This window comes from Nitrobacter sp. Nb-311A (genome assembly GCF_000152905.1).
Taxonomy (GTDB): domain Bacteria; phylum Pseudomonadota; class Alphaproteobacteria; order Rhizobiales; family Xanthobacteraceae; genus Nitrobacter.
The window spans coordinates 131,504-152,139 of record NZ_CH672420.1 but is presented as its reverse complement, the minus strand read 5'-3'; the positions used below and the strand labels follow the sequence as shown (position 1 = coordinate 152,139).

The following is a 20,636-nucleotide window of genomic DNA, read 5'->3' as shown; positions in this document are numbered from 1 at the left end:
ACAGGAAAACTCAGGGGATGCAGGATCCGCCAGGAAAATCGGCAGCTCGTCGAAAAGAGGCGGTGTCTCGGCTCGGCGGACGATGCCCCCCAAAGCTAGAGCAGTATGAACACGCCCCGGAAGGATATCCATAACTCCGATGTGCCGAAGCTCTGTAAGAGTTGTGAGGTACGGCACAAAGGTATGTGCGGCGCGCTCAACGCCAACGAATTGGTGAAATTCGCAAAACTCACGCGCGTCGTGAAGGTGTCCGCCGGCGACGTTCTCCTGCAGGAGCAGGGATCGATTAAGTCCTATGCCAACGTCATGCGCGGCGTGCTCAAGCTGACCAAGACTATGGCCGATGGTCGCCAACAAATCGTCGGACTTCAATTTGCACCTGATTTCGTCGGACGCCTTCATCAAGACGAGAGCCCTATCCGCGTGGAAGCCTGTTCGGATGTTGAGGTTTGCAGCATAACCAGGAGCGCCCTGCGGAAGATGCTCGAAGAAAATCCGGCCCTCGAAACGAAACTACTGCATCAAGCCCTTCGCGAGGTCGATCAGGGCCGCGAGTGGATGCTGGCGCTTGGACGAAAGACGGCGCACGAAAAGGTAGCCAGCTTTCTGATGATGATGGTTCGGCAGATCGATCCGTTTTCGGAAGGCAATGCCGCTACGGCTTTCGATCTTCCGCTTACGCGCGCCGAAATCGGCGATTTTCTCGGCCTGACGATTGGAACCGTTTCGCGCGAGCTTACGCGGCTGCGGCGAATCGGAGTGATTCGAATTTCTTCGCACCGGCATATCAACGTTCTGAATCTCGAAGCGCTTCGCCAATGCGCCGGCTAAACGGTTTCTCGCGCGAGTGCCCGTCCTCGGTAACAGCGGCGATTTTCATCCGCTCTAGCCGGACGCTCCCGGCCCTTTAAGGCTATCCGAAAAATCTCCGGCGAAGCCATGTGACGAGCCGTGGTCCTGGCGACAGTGTCTCACGCCGCTCCCTTGCGACCTTATTCATGATCGCATCATTTATCTGGCATAGAAACAACCAGAAATAACGAACGACCGACCGGGTCGGTTGCGGCTTCTTGTCGTGATGGGACGCGACGAATATGATCGTCTCAGAATTTTTGAGTGCGGAGCGGTATCCCAATGTACACTCACATTCTTATTTCCACCGACGGCTCCCAGCTAGCACAGAAGGGCGTCAACCAGGGCCTGTCGTTGGCCAAAGCACTTGGCAGCAAGGTTACGATCGTGACGGTGACGGAGCCGTTTCCAGTCCCCACCATCGGCGCAACCGGATGGGCCAAGGCCGGCCTGAACCTGGATCGATTTGATGATGGCAACAAGGAGCATGCAAAAGCTGTTCTTTCAGCAGCGAAAGCTGCAGCGGAAGAAATGGAATTGACGGTCGAGACGCTCCATGTGCCGAACGCCTTACCGGCTGGCGCCATCGTTGAGACGGCAAAAAAGCAGGGTTGCGACCTGATCGTCATGGCCTCCCATGGATATCGTGGGATCAAGAGAGTCCTTTTGGGCAGCCAGACCTCCGAGGTTATTGCTACTGCGCATATTCCGGTTCTTGTGATCCACTAATCCCGCAGCGATGATGAGGGGCTCGAACCGGGCCAAAGATTCAAAGCAACTTTCGTTTGCCCTCTGGTCCAGCTTTATTGCCGATACCACCGCATTGCGTGAACAGCCAAGCTGCGCAGCCAGTTGTTCGACTCCTCGGGTCAAGCCCGAGGACATGCTTCGCTCGAAACGCCATAATCGCGGCTGTCTGTTCTCATGGTTGGCGCCTCAAGCGTCGCCATCCCTAAGCCTTTTTGTCGAAAGTGAAAACCGCCCAACCTTTCTGAGATCGAGCGGATTTCCTGTTAACATCTCGCCATGATTCGGAGTGGGGGTCCGGCATCATCGTTATGGCGAAGAATCAGAATGGTTTAGCCGAGAGCGTGCAGCCCGATGAAAGCGGCGGCTGGGCGGGCGGCTTTCTTGCCGATGAGGACGGGTTCGACCGCCGCGCTTTATGGCGGCTTGGATCCTGGGGCGCCGGGTCCATCGGAGCCGTAATCATTGCTTTCCTGGCGTACAATTCCGGCGCCGGTCTGCGACCTCAACAAACCGCCGTCGCCGATCTGGCAAAGCAATCACCTCAGCTGGAGATTGCGAAAGCGGCCGAGAAGGAAATAAGACGCCTTTCTGTCGCCATCGACACATTGAACGGCGACCGCGATCGGCTGTTTGCCCGCGTCGCCGCGCTCGAGCAAGAGTTCGAATCCGTTACCGGCTCCATAAGCCAGAACGCGCGGACCCGCACCGAAGCGACCATGGCCGCCGCGCCGCCGACAATGGAGCCCGACCCGGCCAAAAAGCCGGACTCAGTGGTAAACGCATCAACAACCACAAATGCTTCTACAGAAGCGCCTCTCTCTGCAACGGTTGCTTTCACCATGGCGGACGCAGCCGCAGCGGTGAAACCATCGGTCGCCCCCTCCCCGGTTGATGATTCATCCAAGTCCGGAAACGTCCAACCAACACCCTCCACGCCGATCACGCCTGGAACCGGGGCATCCGCGGCAACCGCAACGCCGGTTACGCCTCAAGCCGCATCACAGCCCGCACCGGCCGCACATGATCCGCCCGCAACAATGCCTCGCGAAAGGGATAAAACGGCGGCCCTCGAGACCGCGGAATTGGAAGCCGAGAGAAACCTTCATCACCATAAGGAAGCGCAGAACGTCGCCGCGTCCACTCCTCCGATCGCAGATGCTCCACAGTCACCCCCTTTGCCCCCTAGCCCCGCCATTCCGGCGCCGCACACCGATTTCGGCGTCGATCTCGGAAGCGCCGGTTCGATCAAAGGTTTGCGAGCGCTTTGGCAAAACCTTCTGCAATCAGAAGCGAAAGAGTTGACTTCGCTGCACCCGATGATCGTGCTGAAGGAAACCAACAACGGAAGCGGCACGCAGATGCGTCTGGTCGCGGGGCCGCTGGCCGACGCGGCAGCCGCGGCAAAGATTTGCGCCGTACTATCCGAGAACGGCCGAACCTGCGGCACCGCCGTCTTCGAGGGTCAGCGGCTCCTGGCGAAGGGCGACAGCAAAGGCGGCGATGCTGCCATGACGAGAAAGCCGAAACCGACGCGCGTGTCACGGCATCGGCATAGCCGGAAATCAACCAGTGTCGAAGCACCGGCGCCGTCCTCGCCTCCGCCGCCGCCACAGCCATCGACGTTCGGTTCTATCTTTTCTCACTGATGCATCCCGCCGGGGGCCGGATTCCGGGTTGTCGGGTCCACAGAACCGGATCATATTCACGCGATGAAAAAGGATCCGTTCCGACTGACGCCCTATCAGGTGCAATGGTTGCTGATCGTGGGGTTTCTGAGCGTCGGCTACGCGCTCTATCTTCGTTATCTTGGGATCGAGTTGTCGACGGTATCATTGGCGTGCGACTCCGGCCTGCAAACCATGCTGTGCAGAGGGCGGAGCGTTGCGACCTATCTGTTTCGTCACCAGGTCTTCGGAATTGCGGCGCTGGTCGTCGCAGTCCTGCACGTGATCCGGCCGTCGATCGTGCTGTTGACCGTGGGACTGGCCGCCGCCGGCTTCGGAATCGTCCTCTACAATGTCGGCCTATCGGGCCTTGCGATGGGCCTGCTCATTCTGGGGTTTGCGCGGCCCGCGCCCGCCACAGCGTGATCCCGAGCATAGCGTACACCAGACAGGTCCATAGCGACTGCCAGTTTTTCGGACCTTCATTAAACCCGACATAGACCGCAGCAATCATCAGCAGACCGGCAAAAACCGATTCGGCGACGGGACGGACGCCGGCGAGCGGACGATTGAGCCACGCCAACGACCAGCACGGCACCACGGCCATTGACAACGCGGCGAAGGGAAAATCCCGGTACCGTGGATCAAAGACGAAGCCAAGCGCCGTCTCCACCGCGATCAAGGTGGTCACGAGCAGCGTAATTCCCAGCATCGCGGTCAGCACCGAGCCCGTGCGGCCCGGGCGCGGGCCTATCAATTCGACGAACGCTGGCAGCGCGCGTCCCGACATCAACGCATTCGCACCTAGTAACGGAGAGACGACCCCCATCGCCAGGAGCACACCCCAGCGCAGCGAGTTGCCAAGTCCGTAACCTTCGTGACACAGCTTGTCTGCGGCAACTCCGAGCAAAATTCCTGCCGACGTGGCTGAGGCCCCAACCGCGACCCAGGACATCCACCGCGGCTTCCAGGGTTTCCGCCGCAGCGTCAGCATGGCGACCACGAAGATAAGAGCGCATAAGATCATCCCGGCGCCCATCTGGATTTTCCAAAGCGGGAAATTGCGGACGGGTTCGCCGGCCGGATATTTCAGATCGCGACGGGTGGCCTCGATCAAGCCCCAGTTGCCGCCGACCGTCCCCTCAAGCTGGCGTTTCCAGGGCTGGTCGTAAGCCTCGATCAGGTTGACACGAAATTTTTCCCGCTTCGCCATGTCGAGAATTTCGGACACCACACGAGCCTGATTGGCCCGCGAAGGTAGCGCGCCCTCCCGCATCCGGCCGGCGCTCGGCCATCCGGTTTCGCCGATCAGGATTTCCTTGGCGGGAAAGGATGCCGCGACTTGCTTTCGAATGGCACCGACATGCGCGGCCGCGTTGCGCGCGCGAATCGGAAAATCCTCCCAATAGGGCAGAATGTGAATGGTGACGAAATCGACGGCGTCATAGACCTCGCGGTTTCGCAGCCAGTATTCCCAGACATCAGCATAGGTCACGGGCACCGTCACCTGCGACTTCACGAGCCGGATGTTGGCGGCGAGATCAGAGGCTGTCATTTCCCCGCGTAACAAAACCTCGTTACCGACGACGAGCGCGGTTATGACGTCGGGATATTCCTTCGCGAGCCGGACCGCGATGTTGATTTGAGCGAGATTCTTCAGCCTGTTACCGCCAAGCCAGATGCCCTGAATGACCTTAAGGCCAACCTTCTTGGCAAGAGCGGGCACCCGGTCGAGGCCGTTTTCGATCGAATAGGTCCTGACACAATTCGAGATCTTGGCCAATTGGGCAAGATCTTCAGCAATCTGCTCGGGCGCGATCTCGGTCGTGGCGACCAGCGGAGTCTGTTGCCCCCGGAACGGCGCGTAGGACACGCATTCCAGCTTCGCCGCCGGGTCGATCGGGGCCCGCGCAAGCCGGATCGGCTCGCCGAGCCACCACCACGCTGCCGCGATCAGTCCAAGCGAAATGATAAAAAGCGCCAGTGGCGTACGAAATGAAATCAGCTCTATCCTCCGCGAGAGCTGTCCGATTAGCTTGTCGGAGCCTTTCTGCCAAGAGCAGCAGCCTGACGACCACAATCATTCAGGTCACGTCTGCCCCCGCTGCGGTCAAGCCGCTCGTTTGCTGGACAAAATCCAAAATCTCCGTCATTTGGGGCCTGGAGAAACGAGTTTGGGTGACATTCGCGACCTGCTTTGGCCGCGCCTCCGGAAGCGAATGTTCAGAACCGGACTATCGGGGCGCCTCGCCGCATTGGGGACCAATTTGCCCGTCATTGCGGGCAGACGGTGCGGTGGGCAAGAGTCGGGGGACTTTCATGCGTCGAATGCAGTTTGGATTCGAGAAGGCGTTGTGGCGTAGCCTTGCCGTTTCCGGCTTCGCCTTGCTGTTCAGCATCGGCGGGGCGATCGCGCAAAGCGGCGATCTCCGAGCCCAGGATCAAAACAAGCCGGCCGCGGAGAACGGGACAAATGCGGCTGACGGCGCCAAAGACAGCCAGCGCAAAACCGACGAATTCGTCGAGGCCGCACGCGTCATCGATGGTCCGGCCGGAAATCCGGAATGCGTCTGGCTCGGCCGCCGCGTGGTTGTTCTGATGTGGCGCGATGATTTGGATACAGCCTTCCGCCATCTCGATCTCTACGATCGCTTCGGATGCCCGGGTGGTCATGTCCAGGCGGCATTCCGTTGCCTGGTCCGGTTCGGACCTATTGATCCCAAGGCGCCCGATGCATTGAGCGGCCGCGTTCATGCCTGCTGGATCAATCCGGATGCACAACCGTCCGAACCTGCCGCCGCGGCTGCCCCGCCGGCGGCCAGCCCCGCCCCTGCGCCCGCTGCTCCAGCGCCGAAGCCAGCTCCTGCTCCGGCAGCCCCGAAGAAAAAATAACTGCCGCCACGGCGGCAAACTGGATTATCGATTTTCGAGCCGCCGCGCGGGAACCGCCCTCAAAACGCCACGGCGTCATACCAGTTGTTAAATCATGTCGCAGAATTATGTCTGCTGATGTGTCGGTCGGACCCTAGGGGCAGGTCCGCATTCCTGGCAGGCACGCCCCTGATGGTTCAGTTGCGATGCGCGTTGTCGTCGCCGTTATGCTATTTGTGACCGCTGCACATGCGGCCCTCTGGGGACTTCTTCAGGACAGGCAGCCGGCGCCTGACTTCAAGGGCGTTCTGACCAGCGTGTCCTATGCGCCTTTCGAAGGCACCGCTCATCCGGACGTCGACAATATTCCCACTGTCGAGAAAATCCGGTCCGACATGAAAGCGCTGGCGCCCCTGACACGCGCGATCCGTCTGTATTCGTCGACCGGCGGTGTGGAGCTTGTGCCTCCCATTGCCAACGAGTTCGGCCTCAAGGTCATGGTCGGCGCGTGGATCGATAAGTTTGTCGAGCGCAACGAGCGCGAGATGCTCGCAGCCATCGATCTCGCCAAACACAATGGTAACGTCAATGGAATCGTCGTCGGCAACGAGACGATCTATCGCGGCGACCAAAAGGTTTCAGATCTCATCAAGCTCATTCAGCGCGTAAAGGGCTCTGTAAATGTACCCGTTACGACGGGCGAAATCTGGAATATCTGGCTAGAGCACCCTGAACTTGCATCGTCGGTCGACTTCATCGCCGCGCATATCCTTCCCTACTGGGAGGGCTTTTCGAGCAAGCAGGCCGTCGATCAGGCCCTCATCATCTATCAAACGCTGCGCGATGCCTTTCCCGGCAAGCGGATCGTGATCGCGGAGTTCGGCTGGCCGAGCGCCGGATATAATCTCCAGAACGCCGATCCTGGCCCGTTCGAGCAGGCGGTCACGCTTCGCAATTTTGTGACCAAAGCTCAGTCGGTCGGCATGGAATACAATATTGTCGAAGCGATCGACCAACCCTGGAAGTTTTTCGAAGGCGGCGTCGGCCCCTACTGGGGCATTCTCAACGCGGATCGCGAACCGAAATTTTCCTGGAGCGGCCCTGTCGTCAATCAAGCCTACTGGAAGCTGGCCGGCATCGCGCTTTTGATCGGTGTGCTGCTGTCCTTGCCCATTTTGCGACTCGTCCGTCCCACACCGATGCAGACCTTGCTGCTGTCGACAGCCGCCAATGGGGTCGGCGCCTGGGTTGCGACCGTCTTCGCCTACTGGACCACCCATTACTTCGTTTTCGGTTCGGCTCTCGCGCTAATCCTCGGGTTGGTTTTGCTTGTACCTCTGATCCTGATCGCGATGGCGCGTATCGAGGAGATCGCAGCTGTGGCGTTCGGTGAGCGCCCGCGGCGGTTGATTACCAGAGACGTCGCGGAGGCCGCCCACGCGGCCAGCGACGCGCCGCTGCCCAAGGTCTCGATTCACGTGCCCGCATATTTCGAGCCGCCCGAGATGCTGAAGCAGACGCTCGACGCAGTCTCGCGCCTCGACTACCCGAATTTCGAGTGCGTCGTCATCATCAACAACACTCCCGATCCCGCCTTCTGGCAACCTATCCAGGATCACTGCCGCGCGCTTGGCGAACGATTCAAGTTCATCAACGCCGAAAAGGTTGAGGGCTTCAAGGCGGGAGCGCTACGCATCGCCATGGAGCGCACCGCCGCTGACGCCGAGATCATCGGCGTCATCGATGCCGACTACGTGGTGCAGCCCGACTGGTTGAAGGATCTGGTGCCGGCATTCAACGATCCCAGCGTCGGCCTGGTTCAGGCGCCGCAGGATCACCGCGACGGCGACCGCTCGTTGATGCACTACATCATGAACGGAGAGTATGCCGGCTTCTTCGATATCGGCATGGTCCAGCGCAACGAGGCCAACGCGATCATCGTCCATGGCACGATGTGCCTGATCCGCCGCGCCGCGATGGACATGGCCGGCGGCTGGGCCGGAGATACGATTTGCGAGGACACCGACCTCGGCCTTGCGATCGCCCAACATGGCTGGGTCACGCACTATACCAACACCCGTTACGGCTACGGCCTGCTCCCCGATACGTATGAGGCCTTCAAGAAGCAGCGTCATCGCTGGGCTTATGGCGGCTTCCAGATCGTCAAGAAACATTGGCGCCGCTTTCTGCCGGGCGCGAGCCGCTTGTCGCCAGACCAGAAGCGCGAATTCACCCTTGGCTGGCTCAACTGGCTCGGCGCAGAAAGCCTGGGCGTCGTGGTTGCGATCCTGAACCTGATCTGGGTGCCGATCGTTGCCTTCGCCGACATCGCCATTCCCGACAAGATCCTGACATTGCCCATCATCGCTGCATTCGTTGTGTCGCTACTCCATTTTCTGGCGCTGTACCGCCTTCGTGTGCCGATAAAAACGGCGCAGATGCTGGGGGCGATGGTCGCGGCCATGTCGGTGCAGTGGACCGTGTCCCGTGCGGTCGCGCAGGGGCTGATCACGGAGCACCTCGCCTTCGCCCGGACTTCGAAAGGCGGGCTGTCGCGGATGTCGATCGAGTTTCAGGCATTCTGGGAGGCGGTGATCGGCGTTCTCCTGCTGGTCGGAGCCGCCGTGCTGATCGCATCCAACCAGCACAAGGAAGTCACCGAGATCTACATCTTCGCGGGCGTGCTCGTGCTCCAGAGCCTGCCGTTCCTGTCGGCCGTCGCCATCGCCATCCTTGAGACATCGCGCATCAACCAGTTTTCATTCTGGCGCAACGCTCGCATCCGCAGCGCCGAACTGATCGGGCTGCGACCGGCGCCAATGCCGACAGGCGGGTCATCACCCGTCGGCTCCGAGATTCAGCGCGAAACAACCTGACCGGGCCAGCATCGGATGTTCGCGGAGGCCGGAGAGTTTTGTCTCTAGAGTCTGTCTCAACCGCGTTGAATCAGACCCGTCGCTAATTTTTTTGTTTGAGCATGATCTTTTCCGAAAACCGGTTTCCACTTTTCGGGATCATGCTCTAAGGTCCGGATTTGGATAAGTTAATTGTGTTGTACATTATCGCGCACGCACTTCGGTGCTATTGACCAGGGCGGACTAGCCCCCTACACAGCGCGGCATGTGAGCGCGTAGCTCAGGTGGTAGAGCACGTGACTTTTAATCATGGGGTCGAGGGTTCGAGTCCCTCCGCGCTCACCACTGATAATAAAAGAGAATTTAAGAAATTGTAGAAAGCGCCAGATGACGCTTTTTTCATTGGGGCCACTTGGAGGGCCACATCGCGACGCACCCGCATCTACAAAGATGAGTCTGTCAGACGGGGTACCGCGCTCCGTGTGCCCTGCGCTCTCGCATTGTCGCAGTCTCGTATACGAGCGCCTGATGGATCGTGATCAAATACACGCCCATTCGATCTTTCGGATTGAGGTCGCGTATGCTCTCAGGCTTTCCGGGGAATTTCCCCCTCAAGGTCGAATAAGTGTACTGCACCGCCCGTTTCGCGCGCGGACCTAAGGCCCCAGCAAACGAATCAACAGCGGCAGGGCTCAAAGTCATCTCGATTTCGTGCGCAAACTTATTTCTCAGTTTGCCCAGGGCGGCCAACGATGTTTCAAAGTCATCGTCAAGACCAAGAGTTAATGCCGTTCGTACGGCTTGCGCATAACCACTGCGCTTCACAGCGCTGGGAACCGGGGCAGTCGATTCGACAAAGACCCACAGCCTATGTTCGATATGCAAATGTGCACGGATGACGAGCCCAAGGTCGTCCTCTGCGAGCATCGCCTGGACGAACTTCTGATATTTGCCATCGCCTAGCAGTTCATTGATGTGCGATCTTATGTCGCTTTTCATTGCGCGACCTTCAAACCGTCCGAACAGCGGCTAGGCCGTCCGCCGCCGTTATAAATGCAGGCTCGATAGGCCCAGGGCACGACGAAGCTACCGGCCCACACGCCCCGCTCCGCTTCCTTCTGCGCGGCCGTGTACTTGCCTTTTGAGTATCTCGGCCAATCGAACGCGAAGCCATTGCCCACAAGCCACATCGCAACGTCTTCGCCCTCAATCGTACAAACAGCCACAATCCGCCTGTATTGATCGTTGCCAACGCCTTCGCAGCTTACCGGCCTGCCCGCTATATGGTCGTCAAGTTCGTTGGCTGCTTTGGCCCCGCATCGATATTGCAGGCTATCGTCACCACGACAAAGCTGATCGGACTCGGGTGCGTCTATGCCCGATAGGCGGATACGCTGCCCGCGGATTTCGAGCGTATCGCCGTCGATGACGCTTGCCTGTCCAGAGATTACTTCCGCGATTGCAGGCAACGAAAAGAGGATTAGAAAAGGAACGATCAAAGAGCCGATTGATTTTCGTGTCAATTCATAGACTCATTTTTGATTCGAGGGCCTTTGGTATTCCCATTACGTATAAGCGTGACGGCATGTCCTATATCGTAGCCGATCACGATTCCCGTATTTCCCTCCACGAATTGGCCTGTTGGGATTTTTCTAACGAGAGTACCGTCAGTTATCCTTAGAATACGATTGGCTGCTCTATCTTCGTCGGTTACTTCACTTTCAACGACGGGCTTCGTGGTGAATGTTTCAGTGAAGTCAGACCGAAATCCCGACACTACGCCTGCGACATTAAAGTCGTAACCAGGTTTTCCCTGCTTTAGAAATACAATGGGCGAACCCGAGAATCCCACATTATTTCGGCCGTCAAAATACATGGTCGTTGCGTTGCTTTGACGTTGCTGCGCCGACCACACCGCTTTTCGGACGAAGCCGATATTCTCTAGTGCTGGGGTAATCGTGTTGAGCGCTGGGTCGGCATATGGGTATCCCACAAAGTAAACATCTTGACCCAAAACCATAGTGGACGAATCTGCTGGCAGACTAAATGTAACGGTTAGCAGTTCGCGCGGTACAAGTACCGCAATGTCAATTGGATCGGGACAACGCAAAATCGTTACGAGCGAGTCTTTGCATTGCCCTCCGTCCCCACAAACCTGGATCGACGCAGTGTCCTCCTTAAGCGCCGCAATTACATGCTTTGCTGTTATGAGATAGTGGCGGTCGTCAACGTCAATTGTGAATGCCGTCCCCGATGAAGCTCCAACGACTACACGCACTACGCGTTTAAGCACGTTTGCCGTGAGCCCGACGACGTCTGCCACTGATTGCCCTCCCAAGCTAAGACGATAACGATTGCAAAGAGAAGTTTACGCATCTTCGCCTTGCACCACCAATGACGTGGGCTACGCCCTGTGATCTTAGATCATCGCTCCGGCCGTCGCCCAAACCGATTCATGTCCACCGGCTCGCGGAGCTGCGGCAAGCCTTTCGGCCGGACCGGATAAATGAACTCCTCTCCGCGGAGCCATCGCCCCTCGAATCGGTCCCAAAACTGAATCGCGTCTAGCTGCACCGCGAACTCATATACGCGCCACATCCCGTCTCGCTCGATGCTCTCGCCAGTGCCGTCAAATGGGATGCTGTTGAGCCTACAGACGGCGTCGATAAATCCCCAATGCTCCCTGATGTACAAATCCGCCAGAGCCACATGGTACGGCCGCGACTTTTTCCATCGGAAATTGCCGGCACCTCGCGGGTGAAAGTTTTTCCGCTGCATCATGAACTCGGGCAGCCGCGCGATGCCATTAGCGATGCGCCTGGCCTCATCCGACGTCAGGTGGTTGTGGGCGAAACCGATGCCTTGAAGATCGTCGCGGCAGGGGACATAGGCCAACGGCACGCCCTTGGCGTCACTGACGACGAATGGTCCCGCGCCGTCCCAGTGGACCTGCCACGGTGGCGGAAAACGTCGCTTCGGACTGCTTGACTCCATAAGAACAAAATAGGAACATGTCCAACGCCGGGTCAAGACGGAATAGCGACATGCAAGCCGGTCCACAGCGGGACGAAAGCGGCAGTCTGGAAGTTGCGGTAGCGCAAGCAATCGAGCGCGCGGCGGTGATATACGAGCCGCACTCAAGGCAGCCCCGATGACCATTATCGGACGTATACGCGTCGATCTCGCGTGGTTTTACGCGCTGCAAGCTAAGGATAACCACGATAGCTGACGTGACTTATTACGTTGCATCCCCCGATCGGCAACACGAACGGCAAGAAGGCCATGGTGGGGAAGCGGAAGTTGGCGAGACGCTCCAAGGCATTCCGGATCAGTCGCGCCCAAAGAAATGACTCGCACGGGAAGGTTGTTCGGCGTTAGAATTTCTACCGTTTTCAAAAGTGAGAATGCGGCAATGGCTGAACGTCGTAGGTCAAAGCAACTAACCCTCCAGGATCGTCTTTCAGCTTGGGCTGAGAAGACACGCGAGCAAGCGGACAAACTAGGACCTGGCCCCGCACGTGATGCCTTACTGAAAAAAATAGAGCAGGCGGCGACCGCAGCCCGCTACGATGCATGGTCGAGATCGCCCGAATTGCAGCCGCCGAAATAATTAAAAAGTTGCTGGAACGACTTTGCAACGCGCGGGTTAGCAAATTGAATGATACAATGAGGAGAAATCCTCAAAATATCATCTCAAGCCCCACCAGTTACTTCGGTAGTTGGTGGGGTTTTGTTTTGGCTGGCTTAAGCGGGGCCGCTAGACGAGTGGTGGAGAGGACTCCTTTAGCGTGTTCTGGTTTTGAATGTATTTCGTTCTTAGAGAACGAATCCAGTCTATCAAAAGTAGCGAGAGGCGCCGTTAATAAACCGTTCTGGAACCGCCTCTGCGCTGTATCAATTAGCCGTATGAATGTGTGGTTTTGACCCTTCACCGGCACTTGTGGAAATTAGCCAGTGCGGTAAAGGGGAGTTCAAATCACCGCGGCCCGCACCACACTCATCCAATCGACGTCATCGCGCGGCCATGGCTCGTCATCGGCATCGTATCGGACATACTTGCTCGCGATTGCGTCGAATCGTTCTTGGCTGATGTGGCCGGCGGTGTAGAAAGCACACAAATCCGAAAGGGCCATACTGACGAGGTCGGTCACGGTCTGAGTACTCCCTGCTTCGGCAGCCGTGCGGCGAGCGTTGAAGACCTCGGCGGCAAAGATGTTCTCGATATCCATGCTCGCCTCCCTCAAACCGCGAAGCCGCATTCGTTAGCCAGTGCTTCCTCAGCGGCGCGGACTTCCTCTTTGTCATCGAGCAACACACCGACCGTGAGCGCCATGACGTGGATCACAACGGTATTCATGTCGATGTTCTTGGGAGTAGAGTGGTTGATAGCCTGGGCCATGATGCTTCTCCATCTGGTTCGGGTTAGGGCTGCTTCGGTGTTGCTGCACCTTGGCGGCCCGCTTCGTCTGAAGCACCCGCATCATACACGGCGGTCGCACTACGTCAACGAAGAATAAACGTTAAATCTTTGTTTTCATTGAAAAAATCTACTACGTTTCGGCAGTTTGTCAACCGAACGCGAGCGAAGTCCTTGAACGTCATTAATACCAGTCGGTTGGGACAGTCACTATCGCAGGGTTCGGCAAGCCGACGAATGACCACAGAGCCAGGGCGCACGAAAGCACGAGATCGTCGTGACTTCCGACCCTTGCTTCCCAGGTGCTGCGTCCGGCTGCGGTCACCTTTCGACGGAAATCCTTCAGCTCTTCTGCCATCGCACCAGCTTCGCTCAGTGCTGCGGCGAAACGCAATTCGCCGAGGTGCAGCCGAGCATCCAGCGTTGAAATTAGAATAGATTTCGGCACATGCCAACGATAGTGATCAACTCTAGTCTGCTCATTACCGGCCGTGATCGTCACCTGCGTTGGATTCATTCCAGCATCATTAAAGAGGTCGCCAACCGCCCGGCCCACACCCGTGGAATCGATCGTAAACTTGCAGCCATCCTTAAGCGGCGGTCTGGCGAGAAGCCGGCGAACCTCTGCGACCTGATCCACATAGCTCAAGCCGAGCGGCAAGCGCTGTAGATGGCGAACATCGAAGTGCTCGCTGACCTTTGTAAGTCCTTCGCGCCAATGGCCACGCTCAATGACACGGTGTTGCATGACGCATATTGCGGTCGGGTCGTTACTCTGACCAAGGTCCGCCGCAAGCGCCCACTTATCGGTGACAAATTCTTGGTATCCTTCCGTCACGCCCATAACGGTTCGACCTCGGTTGTAAATGCTCGTTCAATAACGGCCGTCGGAAAGGCACTCGCGGCGTCATCGACGAAAGCAAGTTCGTACTCCTCGCTATAGCGGGCCGGACCAAGGCTCCTGAGTTCGTCGGCCAAGAACTCTTTCGAGATACGTGGGCAATCGCTCGCAGCTACGCGCACGCGGTGCCAGGTCTGATCATCGCTATGCCATGCCTCGTAAAAGAAGCCACGTTTGCCCGCAGGTGTGGTCAATGCGATCAGGCTACCGTCGGCGCGAGTGGCAAGCATGGGCCGCACTGCGGCAAGCAACTCATCGTCCACGCGCGACGCCTCATCGATAATGACCAGAGACACGCCTGCGATGCCGCGGATCGTCTTTTCCGTCCCAGGCAACGCAATGATGCGCGAACCATTGGCCAGTTCGACCTTGAGTACAGCGTCGCCAACTAATTCCGGGGCACCTTTTAAGCTGCCGTGCAGCTTCTTTATCTGCCGGAGCATCTCGCCCGATTGTCGATTGCTGGGACTGACGATGACCACCAGGGCGCCGGTCTCGTAGATCGCGCGATGTAGAGCCATCAGCGCCGTGACGGTAGTCTTGCCGGACTGGCGCGAGCACAGCAGCAATGCTCGCTTAGGATTGAGCCGCAATAGCTCGGCCTGCCAGGGATCCGGTGTAATTCCACAATCGGTCGCCATGAGTACCGGGTCGACGGCGCGGGCGAAGTCATGAGCGATCAACATGGCGGCGGTGGCAGCACGGTGACTGGCGCGGCTGACTGGTGGTCTATCAAGACAGGCTCCGCACGCGCCCTGCCCTTGCCTGCAGCCGCGGTGATGTCGGTGGCGGCATCGCTTTCCAGCCTGTGCAAAGCCGCACCAACGGCTCGCGCAGCCTCAGGGAACGGCTTCAGAGCAGCAATAAGCGTGCTTCGCAGTTTAAGGTAGTCCGGGCTGACCAAGAGATTCGTATGTCGGACGTCGTGAACCTGGACTAATTGGCCCAAGAGCTTGGCGACTAACGTCAGATTCGCGGTGATGGCGTTCTCTGCCGCCACGCTGCCCTTGATGTCCCCATGCTCGGCGGCGAAGTCCGCCTTCACTAGGAGACGCGCCCGCTGGGCAACTAGGCTAGCGATCAGGCCCTCGCTCTCAGCCGTCCGCAACGCGTCCAGATCGATCGCTGCCGGCTTCTGTGCTGACAGGATGGCGGCGCGCTGGGCGGGTGTCAGATGGTTTCGGGCGTGGCGGAGAATGGCATCCTTCGATAGACCGAACCGTTCACCAAGAACGCGGGCAGCGACGCCATGCGTCAGCCCGATTTCAATTTGATGACGGTGGTCGTGGTCGCAAACCGTGCAACGGGTGCCTCTCTTACCCAAGATCAGAAACTCGCAAATTTACGGCGCAATTGATAGTCATGTGGCCCCTATGTGGCCCCAATATATAGAAATATCTCAAAATGTCAACTTATGCATATTCTATAAGCACCATTGGCATGTGACTACGTGACTGCTTATCATGGGTTCGACGTTTTAGGGTGCTTTTCGGACTGGATTCCAGGGCGGTTTCGTTTGCGCGCGGTGGTTACTGACCAACATCGACGACGACGTGTTGGACCTGTTGGACGCGGTTGTCCATTCTTCTCTCTATCTGCCCTTCTGCTCTGTTTTACGTGTCAACACGTAAGTTCAAGTCGATTTCGACAACAGTGAAAGAACGCGTCCAACGCGTCTTACACGTCCGCGCTTAACTTCGGCGGCGGTGGTAATGGTACTTCCGGCTATTTCGTGTTGATGAACAAGCGGCCTGCTGACGGACACCGGCCCCGGCATTAGGAGTGACGAATTGACATTCGCCAAATCGGCCCGCAGAAAGTGTTCTTCCCTTTCGGCTCTCAAGTTCCTCAATGGAGAGCTGTGCCATGCCTATTCCGTTTTTGAGCGAAGGCCTTGCTTTAGGCCGAATCTTTATAACTGTCTGTACTGGCGGGTGGCGCTGGTGGCGCGCGCGCCGACGCAGATTGACACCACAGGAAACTCTGGCGATCCGCTCAAAGTGGAAGCCGCTTTTTGTTGAGTGGCTGCGAAATCAACGACATCAGAAGCTCAGCACTGAGGTCATCATCCGTGACCTCAGGAGAATAGACAATTATCCAGACACGAAGGAGGGAAAGGGAATCTCGGCGTGGTTTCGAATAGGCCTTATCGGAAATTATGAACGGGGCATTATGTTGAGCTGCGGCATCTACGAGCTGGTCTATGACGCGAACGAAGAAGTGTATTATTCGCCAGCTAAAGGAGCGCGGGGGAACACAAAAGTCACGCTCACGGGCTACGTGCCTTACGAAAACATAGAAACTGTCGATTGGGATGGAGACCAGTATTACTCCTACCCCCACATCTATTGCTATTTCGACAGGAAGCATAAGCAGCCTTACGAAAAACTCAGCTTCTGCGAGCGGGGTAATCTGGATGAACACGTGTTCTACTCAGAAATCATTTCCTTCGAGAGCGTCCGACGCGAAACAAAAAAGCGAGGTATCAAAAGCTCATTCTTGTCTTGAAAAAGGATTCAGAGGTGAACACTTTCATCACGTTCGCAAATCCGTCCTAAAGACTTATGGTGACTCTGGGGCCGAAGAACACCTGTTACCTCACCGGGTCCGACACCCCAGCACTTTCTAAGAGGTGGCATCAGGCGGCGCCTCACCTCGGCGGCGGTGATCGCGGCGCCGCCGGCGCCTTGATCGTCGCGGCGCGCGCCGCGGCGGCTGCTATCCGCTCCGCTTCGCTCAGCTCCTTCCGGGCATATATCTGAATGCGGCCGATCTCCGTTCGCCAGCGTCCATCTTTTGCGTCACGGTTGTTGGCAACCACGTATCCGCATTCAGCAAGCCGACGCGGGATCTTCCGACGGTTCGCCGGGTCACTAAGCATCATTTGCACCGCCGATCCGTGGCGGCTCGCTCTGATATCTTGAATGGTTAGGGTCGTCGGCCTCTTAAGCTCTTCGACAATGTCGGCGAGGTCGCCGGTCTCCGGCGCCATGCCTGCCGCGACGATGCGACGCCAGCCATCGGTCTCGGGCGGCTTCGCCTTCGGGTGGAATGAACTAATGTCGAGATTTTGTAGGTAGTATGCGACGGCCTGATTTCCGCCGTTCTCCATCCACGAACCGAACGCCTCGAAGTAGCCGGCTTGGAAGTCGCTCTGCTTGCGTTCGGATATGCAGACGAAATGCCTTCGATCCAGCGGGTCGATATAGAGCGCATCGACATGGTTGCTGGTCAAAATGACGCCTGTCACGTTCACGCAAGAGTGGTGCGGAATGTACTTGGCGTTGATAAAGTGATGCGCCGGGGGCGCGGCGATCACCGTCTTGGTCCGATCTTCGAAAGCATATTTCGACTCGCCACCAAGATCATGCACCTCGTCGATGCGAAGCATCACGGATTCGAGGTATGAGTTAAAGTCTGAATTGAAGAATTCCTTAGCTGATACACTTTTGAAGTTTCGTGCACCAATCGCAGCGATGACCGGCTGAACAACGATGTCCTTGCCGATACCAGGCTCGCCGACAAAAACGCAAGCGTGATTGCACTTCTCGCCCGGCTTTTGCACCCGATGAGCGAACCACTTGACCACATGTTCCCATTCGGCGGGATAGATGTATTTCAGATGGTGCAGCCATCGAGAAACGTCGCCTTCGACGGGAACGATGCTCGGCGGCAAATAAAGGTTGAACGTGTTTTGGCCTCGCGCCGGAATCCATTCGTCCTGAAAAATGTGGTCCCTGATGATTAGTTCTTTGTTCGGATCCCATGCAACACAGTCGACGTATCGAGTTTGCGCGAGCCAGTTTGACGCCAGCATTCCTGGTCCGCCTTGCTGAACCATGTGGTGACTTTTGAGTCGCCCAATGTGTTTGTCGACGCTCTGTGCGGCATAAAAGCTTCTAGACGTCTCTTCGAGCACTTTGCCGGAAGGCATGTGCCACCAGAAGCGTTCGAGCACCGTAGCGGATTCCATGCCCTCCGGCGGCACGGGCTTTTTCTCCTCCTGCAGCTTCAGGGACCGAGCCTTTTCCAATTCAATTTCTCTCTTCGTCTTGGGGCACTCTTTGCGATACGCCTCGTAGGAAACCTCAAGCTTGGCGAAGTCGCGAAAGCCGTTCGCACGGTGCTCGGCGATCGCGGCTTGCCACTTGTCCCACAGATCGCGCGCCGGCTCGTAGACCGGGTAGTCCGGCCAATCGTCATCGTCCTTGAGTCGATCTGTGAGATTTTCCCAGCGCTCGACCGCGCGGAGGTAGGCGCGGCGCTCGACCTCCGCGCGCATTGCCGGAAGGTCTTCGAGGATCCATTGCCGGTTCTCGTCGGTGTCGAAAAAGATCCGGTCGACGCCTTCCTCGATGTCCCATCGACCATCGTCGAAGATGCGCAGCGTCTCTGGACGCAACCGGAAGTACTCGCCGACGTCACCTTCGGAATCGTCGGCGAGTATCTCGACGGTGCCGTCCGCATCTATCTCGCATGATGCGAGGGGATAATGGCCGTCGCAGAAAATCAGCGAATTGCCAACCACACTGGCGGTGTTGGGCGGGTATAGTGAGTACATTAGTCAGGCCTCTGTTGAAGGAAGCCCGAATCGAAAAGCTCTTGCAAAAAGCCGCGAACGTGATACAAAGAACCCTGCCAAGAATTCAGTATCGCCGCTCGGGTCGCACCAACGATCCGGGCGGTTTTCGTTTCAGTCTGGCACTAGTCGTTCCATCACTTGAATAATGCGCCGCTCTAGGAGATGGGGAAGCCATTTCGGGACAGTCGGCGCGCGCTTCATCGCCGCGGCGTCGGTGCGTAGATGCGGCTTGGTGCCTTTGTTGGTCATAGCCTCGAAGTCACCGCGATGACGCCGTTGCGCCAGGTGCGTGCATGACCGGCGGTTAGGCCGGAAGCAACATTCATGTCCCAACTGCCGCCCGTTGGTCCCATGCCTACCGGATTGGCTATGCTGGTCACCGTGCTGCTGGTGCCGTTGCCAATCAAAGCGCCAGCGGTAACTAACGCAAGCGATGGCGTGGTTCGCTTTGCTTGCCAAGTCGCTGCTACGAGTCCTAACGTTGTGTTGTAGCAAGAGGCCACGACAGAATAGAGTGGTTCGGAATACCTGAGCACCTTGTTCATATCGGCCGCGATGTCGATAGGCCGGTAAGATCGCTCCTGTCCGGCGTGAAGATCAATGTCAGTGACATTGAACCCATCGCCCGCGGTATACGATTTATCGTCATTCCAGATCAGCAATGCCAGATTGTTGATGGACGATCCGACCGTGCCGGTCACTGAATATCGAGTCGGCGTAGTCGTGACGTTGAGGTTGGCGGGAGTGTTTACGAACGACCAATTTGCATTGAGCGTCGGTGTCGTTCCGTCTGCGCCCCATGACGAAACAGGGTCACTGGTGGTCGCGTCGGCCGTGCCGGTCCACTCCACAATCGCCATTTTGACGTTGCCGATCCGTGCATTTGTGACGGACAGTGTGGCCGACAATGTTGCGTCCTGGTCGCGAAGCCGCACTGATTTGATGGACTCGACGACCTGAAACACGCCGCCTTTGTCGGTTGTGCCGATAAAACGAACGCCGCCACCTGGCAGAAGTGCATATGTAGTAGCGATCGCCTCTCCGATGTAACGATATACGTCGGCAAAATATCCATTGTCAGCGGTCGATATGCCGACACCATCACCGAACTGGTCAATCTGAAACTCAGGATTAACGACGAGGTTTACAGCGATGAAATCGGAATTTATGCCTCCGATCGCATTTAGTGCCGCCGCCGCATCCGTCGTCGTAAACAGCGCCTTGCCGACCGTGGTGCCACCAAGATTATCCAGGGCGGTGTCGGCGTCGTCCAAGTCGGACAGGTTGTTCACCGGGACAAGGATATCGGCGGCTGAGGCAGAAAGCGACAGAACTGCCGTTCCGCTCAGGGTGAGTTTGGTTGTCCCTACGGTGCCACCAATCTTGGACTCTTTGACCGTCGTGCGTTCCATCTCGGCAACGCTGCTCTTAATCGTGCCGATACCAACCTCAAAGTCGGTGCCATCCACGATAAGGTAGCGGACTGTATCGCCGTCTCCGGCCCCCGCCTCCGTTGGAGTCACGAACGCGTTGGACGATGCCGAGCCGAACGTTACGTCACCAGTCCCGGTCGTTGCAATGTTGACCTTCACGCGATCGAATAATTTGAACACTGTTTAGATTCCCTCACCTGGTATGAAGCCCGGACCAAAGGAGCCGAACGGATCGGCAGGCTCTGGCTGCGGCGTTGGCTTCGGCTTGTCTTCATGCTTTCTGGTTTCTTCGGTCATGCGATCCTCTGACA

19 protein-coding genes and 1 tRNA gene are annotated in these 20,636 nt (G+C 57.5%); 8 read left to right on the top strand and 12 right to left on the bottom strand.

Going from position 1 to position 20,636, the window contains the following annotated elements; translation table 11 throughout:
- Positions 1–105 precede the first annotated feature (105 nt).
- The 4 genes from NB311A_RS16675 (at position 106) to NB311A_RS16660 (ending at position 3,692) form a co-directional block, all read left to right on the top strand.
- Positions 106–831, top strand: a complete 726-nt coding sequence (locus NB311A_RS16675; RefSeq protein ID WP_040675700.1) for a Crp/Fnr family transcriptional regulator — start codon at positions 106–108, stop codon at positions 829–831.
- 303 nt (positions 832–1,134) lie between these two features.
- A complete protein-coding gene (locus NB311A_RS16670; RefSeq protein ID WP_009799757.1) occupies positions 1,135–1,581 on the top strand; it encodes a universal stress protein in 447 nt (148 codons plus the stop codon).
- Positions 1,582–1,910: 329 nt separating this feature from the next.
- A complete protein-coding gene (locus NB311A_RS16665; protein WP_009799758.1) occupies positions 1,911–3,248 on the top strand; it encodes an SPOR domain-containing protein in 1,338 nt (445 codons plus the stop codon).
- Between the two features lie 63 nt (positions 3,249–3,311).
- On the top strand, positions 3,312–3,692 hold the full coding sequence (locus NB311A_RS16660; RefSeq protein ID WP_009799759.1) for a hypothetical protein: 381 nt from the start codon (positions 3,312–3,314) through the stop codon (positions 3,690–3,692).
- On the opposite strand, the gene NB311A_RS16655 is transcribed toward NB311A_RS16660, so the two are convergent.
- Positions 3,652–5,277 (bottom strand): beta-1,6-glucan synthase, encoded by a 1,626-nt coding sequence (locus NB311A_RS16655; protein ID WP_040675766.1) that lies wholly within the window; start codon positions 5,275–5,277, stop codon positions 3,652–3,654. The genes NB311A_RS16660 and NB311A_RS16655 overlap by 41 nt on opposite strands.
- A 308-nt stretch (positions 5,278–5,585) precedes the next feature.
- Between NB311A_RS16655 and NB311A_RS16650 the strand changes: the two genes are divergently transcribed.
- The 3 genes from NB311A_RS16650 to NB311A_RS16640 all read left to right on the top strand — a co-directional run bounded on the left by NB311A_RS16650 (position 5,586) and on the right by NB311A_RS16640 (position 9,337).
- Complete coding sequence (locus NB311A_RS16650) at positions 5,586–6,158, top strand: hypothetical protein (RefSeq protein WP_009799761.1); 573 nt, start codon at positions 5,586–5,588, stop codon at positions 6,156–6,158.
- Between the two features lie 185 nt (positions 6,159–6,343).
- Positions 6,344–9,013, top strand: a complete 2,670-nt coding sequence (locus NB311A_RS16645; protein ID WP_009799762.1) for a glycosyltransferase — start codon at positions 6,344–6,346, stop codon at positions 9,011–9,013.
- A gap of 248 nt (positions 9,014–9,261) precedes the next feature.
- Positions 9,262–9,337, top strand: a tRNA-Lys gene (locus tag NB311A_RS16640).
- Positions 9,338–9,451: 114 nt separating this feature from the next.
- On the opposite strand, the gene NB311A_RS16635 is transcribed toward NB311A_RS16640, so the two are convergent.
- The 9 genes from NB311A_RS16635 to NB311A_RS16595 all read right to left on the bottom strand — a co-directional run bounded on the left by NB311A_RS16635 (position 9,452) and on the right by NB311A_RS16595 (position 15,634).
- Positions 9,452–9,991 (bottom strand): hypothetical protein, encoded by a 540-nt coding sequence (locus NB311A_RS16635; RefSeq protein WP_009799763.1) that lies wholly within the window; start codon positions 9,989–9,991, stop codon positions 9,452–9,454.
- Positions 9,988–10,491 (bottom strand): thermonuclease family protein, encoded by a 504-nt coding sequence (locus tag NB311A_RS16630; protein WP_009799764.1) that lies wholly within the window; start codon positions 10,489–10,491, stop codon positions 9,988–9,990. The genes NB311A_RS16635 and NB311A_RS16630 overlap by 4 nt, the downstream gene beginning before the upstream one ends.
- 20 nt (positions 10,492–10,511) lie before the next feature.
- On the bottom strand, positions 10,512–11,315 hold the full coding sequence (locus NB311A_RS16625; protein ID WP_009799765.1) for a serine protease: 804 nt from the start codon (positions 11,313–11,315) through the stop codon (positions 10,512–10,514).
- 101 nt (positions 11,316–11,416) lie between these two features.
- Positions 11,417–11,986, bottom strand: a complete 570-nt coding sequence (locus NB311A_RS16620) for a hypothetical protein (protein WP_009799766.1) — start codon at positions 11,984–11,986, stop codon at positions 11,417–11,419.
- 977 nt (positions 11,987–12,963) lie between these two features.
- The gene (locus NB311A_RS16615; RefSeq protein WP_009799767.1) at positions 12,964–13,221 is read right to left on the bottom strand and encodes a hypothetical protein; all 258 of its coding nucleotides are present in this window, start codon (positions 13,219–13,221) and stop codon (positions 12,964–12,966) included.
- 11 nt (positions 13,222–13,232) lie between these two features.
- Complete coding sequence (locus NB311A_RS22120; RefSeq protein ID WP_009799768.1) at positions 13,233–13,391, bottom strand: hypothetical protein; 159 nt, start codon at positions 13,389–13,391, stop codon at positions 13,233–13,235.
- Positions 13,392–13,593: 202 nt separating this feature from the next.
- Positions 13,594–14,253, bottom strand: coding sequence for a hypothetical protein (locus tag NB311A_RS16605; RefSeq protein ID WP_009799769.1), 660 nt, complete (start codon positions 14,251–14,253; stop codon positions 13,594–13,596).
- Positions 14,244–14,996: a phage terminase large subunit gene (locus NB311A_RS16600; protein ID WP_009799770.1), complete on the bottom strand. Its 753-nt coding sequence runs from the start codon at positions 14,994–14,996 to the stop codon at positions 14,244–14,246. The genes NB311A_RS16605 and NB311A_RS16600 overlap by 10 nt, the downstream gene beginning before the upstream one ends.
- Positions 14,990–15,634, bottom strand: a complete 645-nt coding sequence (locus NB311A_RS16595) for a hypothetical protein (RefSeq protein ID WP_009799771.1) — start codon at positions 15,632–15,634, stop codon at positions 14,990–14,992. The genes NB311A_RS16600 and NB311A_RS16595 overlap by 7 nt, the downstream gene beginning before the upstream one ends.
- Before the next feature lie 542 nt (positions 15,635–16,176).
- Here NB311A_RS16595 and NB311A_RS16590 point away from each other — a divergent pair.
- On the top strand, positions 16,177–16,818 hold the full coding sequence (locus NB311A_RS16590) for a hypothetical protein (protein ID WP_131522929.1): 642 nt from the start codon (positions 16,177–16,179) through the stop codon (positions 16,816–16,818).
- 142 nt (positions 16,819–16,960) lie between these two features.
- Here the strand turns inward: NB311A_RS16590 and NB311A_RS16585 are convergent, their stop codons facing one another.
- The gene (locus NB311A_RS16585) at positions 16,961–18,871 is read right to left on the bottom strand and encodes a primase-helicase family protein (RefSeq protein WP_009799773.1); all 1,911 of its coding nucleotides are present in this window, start codon (positions 18,869–18,871) and stop codon (positions 16,961–16,963) included.
- Between the two features lie 266 nt (positions 18,872–19,137).
- Positions 19,138–20,505 carry a hypothetical protein gene (locus NB311A_RS22735; RefSeq protein ID WP_009799775.1) on the bottom strand — a complete coding sequence of 456 codons (1,368 nt, stop codon included), beginning with the start codon at positions 20,503–20,505 and terminating at the stop codon, positions 19,138–19,140.
- Positions 20,506–20,636: the final 131 nt, after the last annotated feature.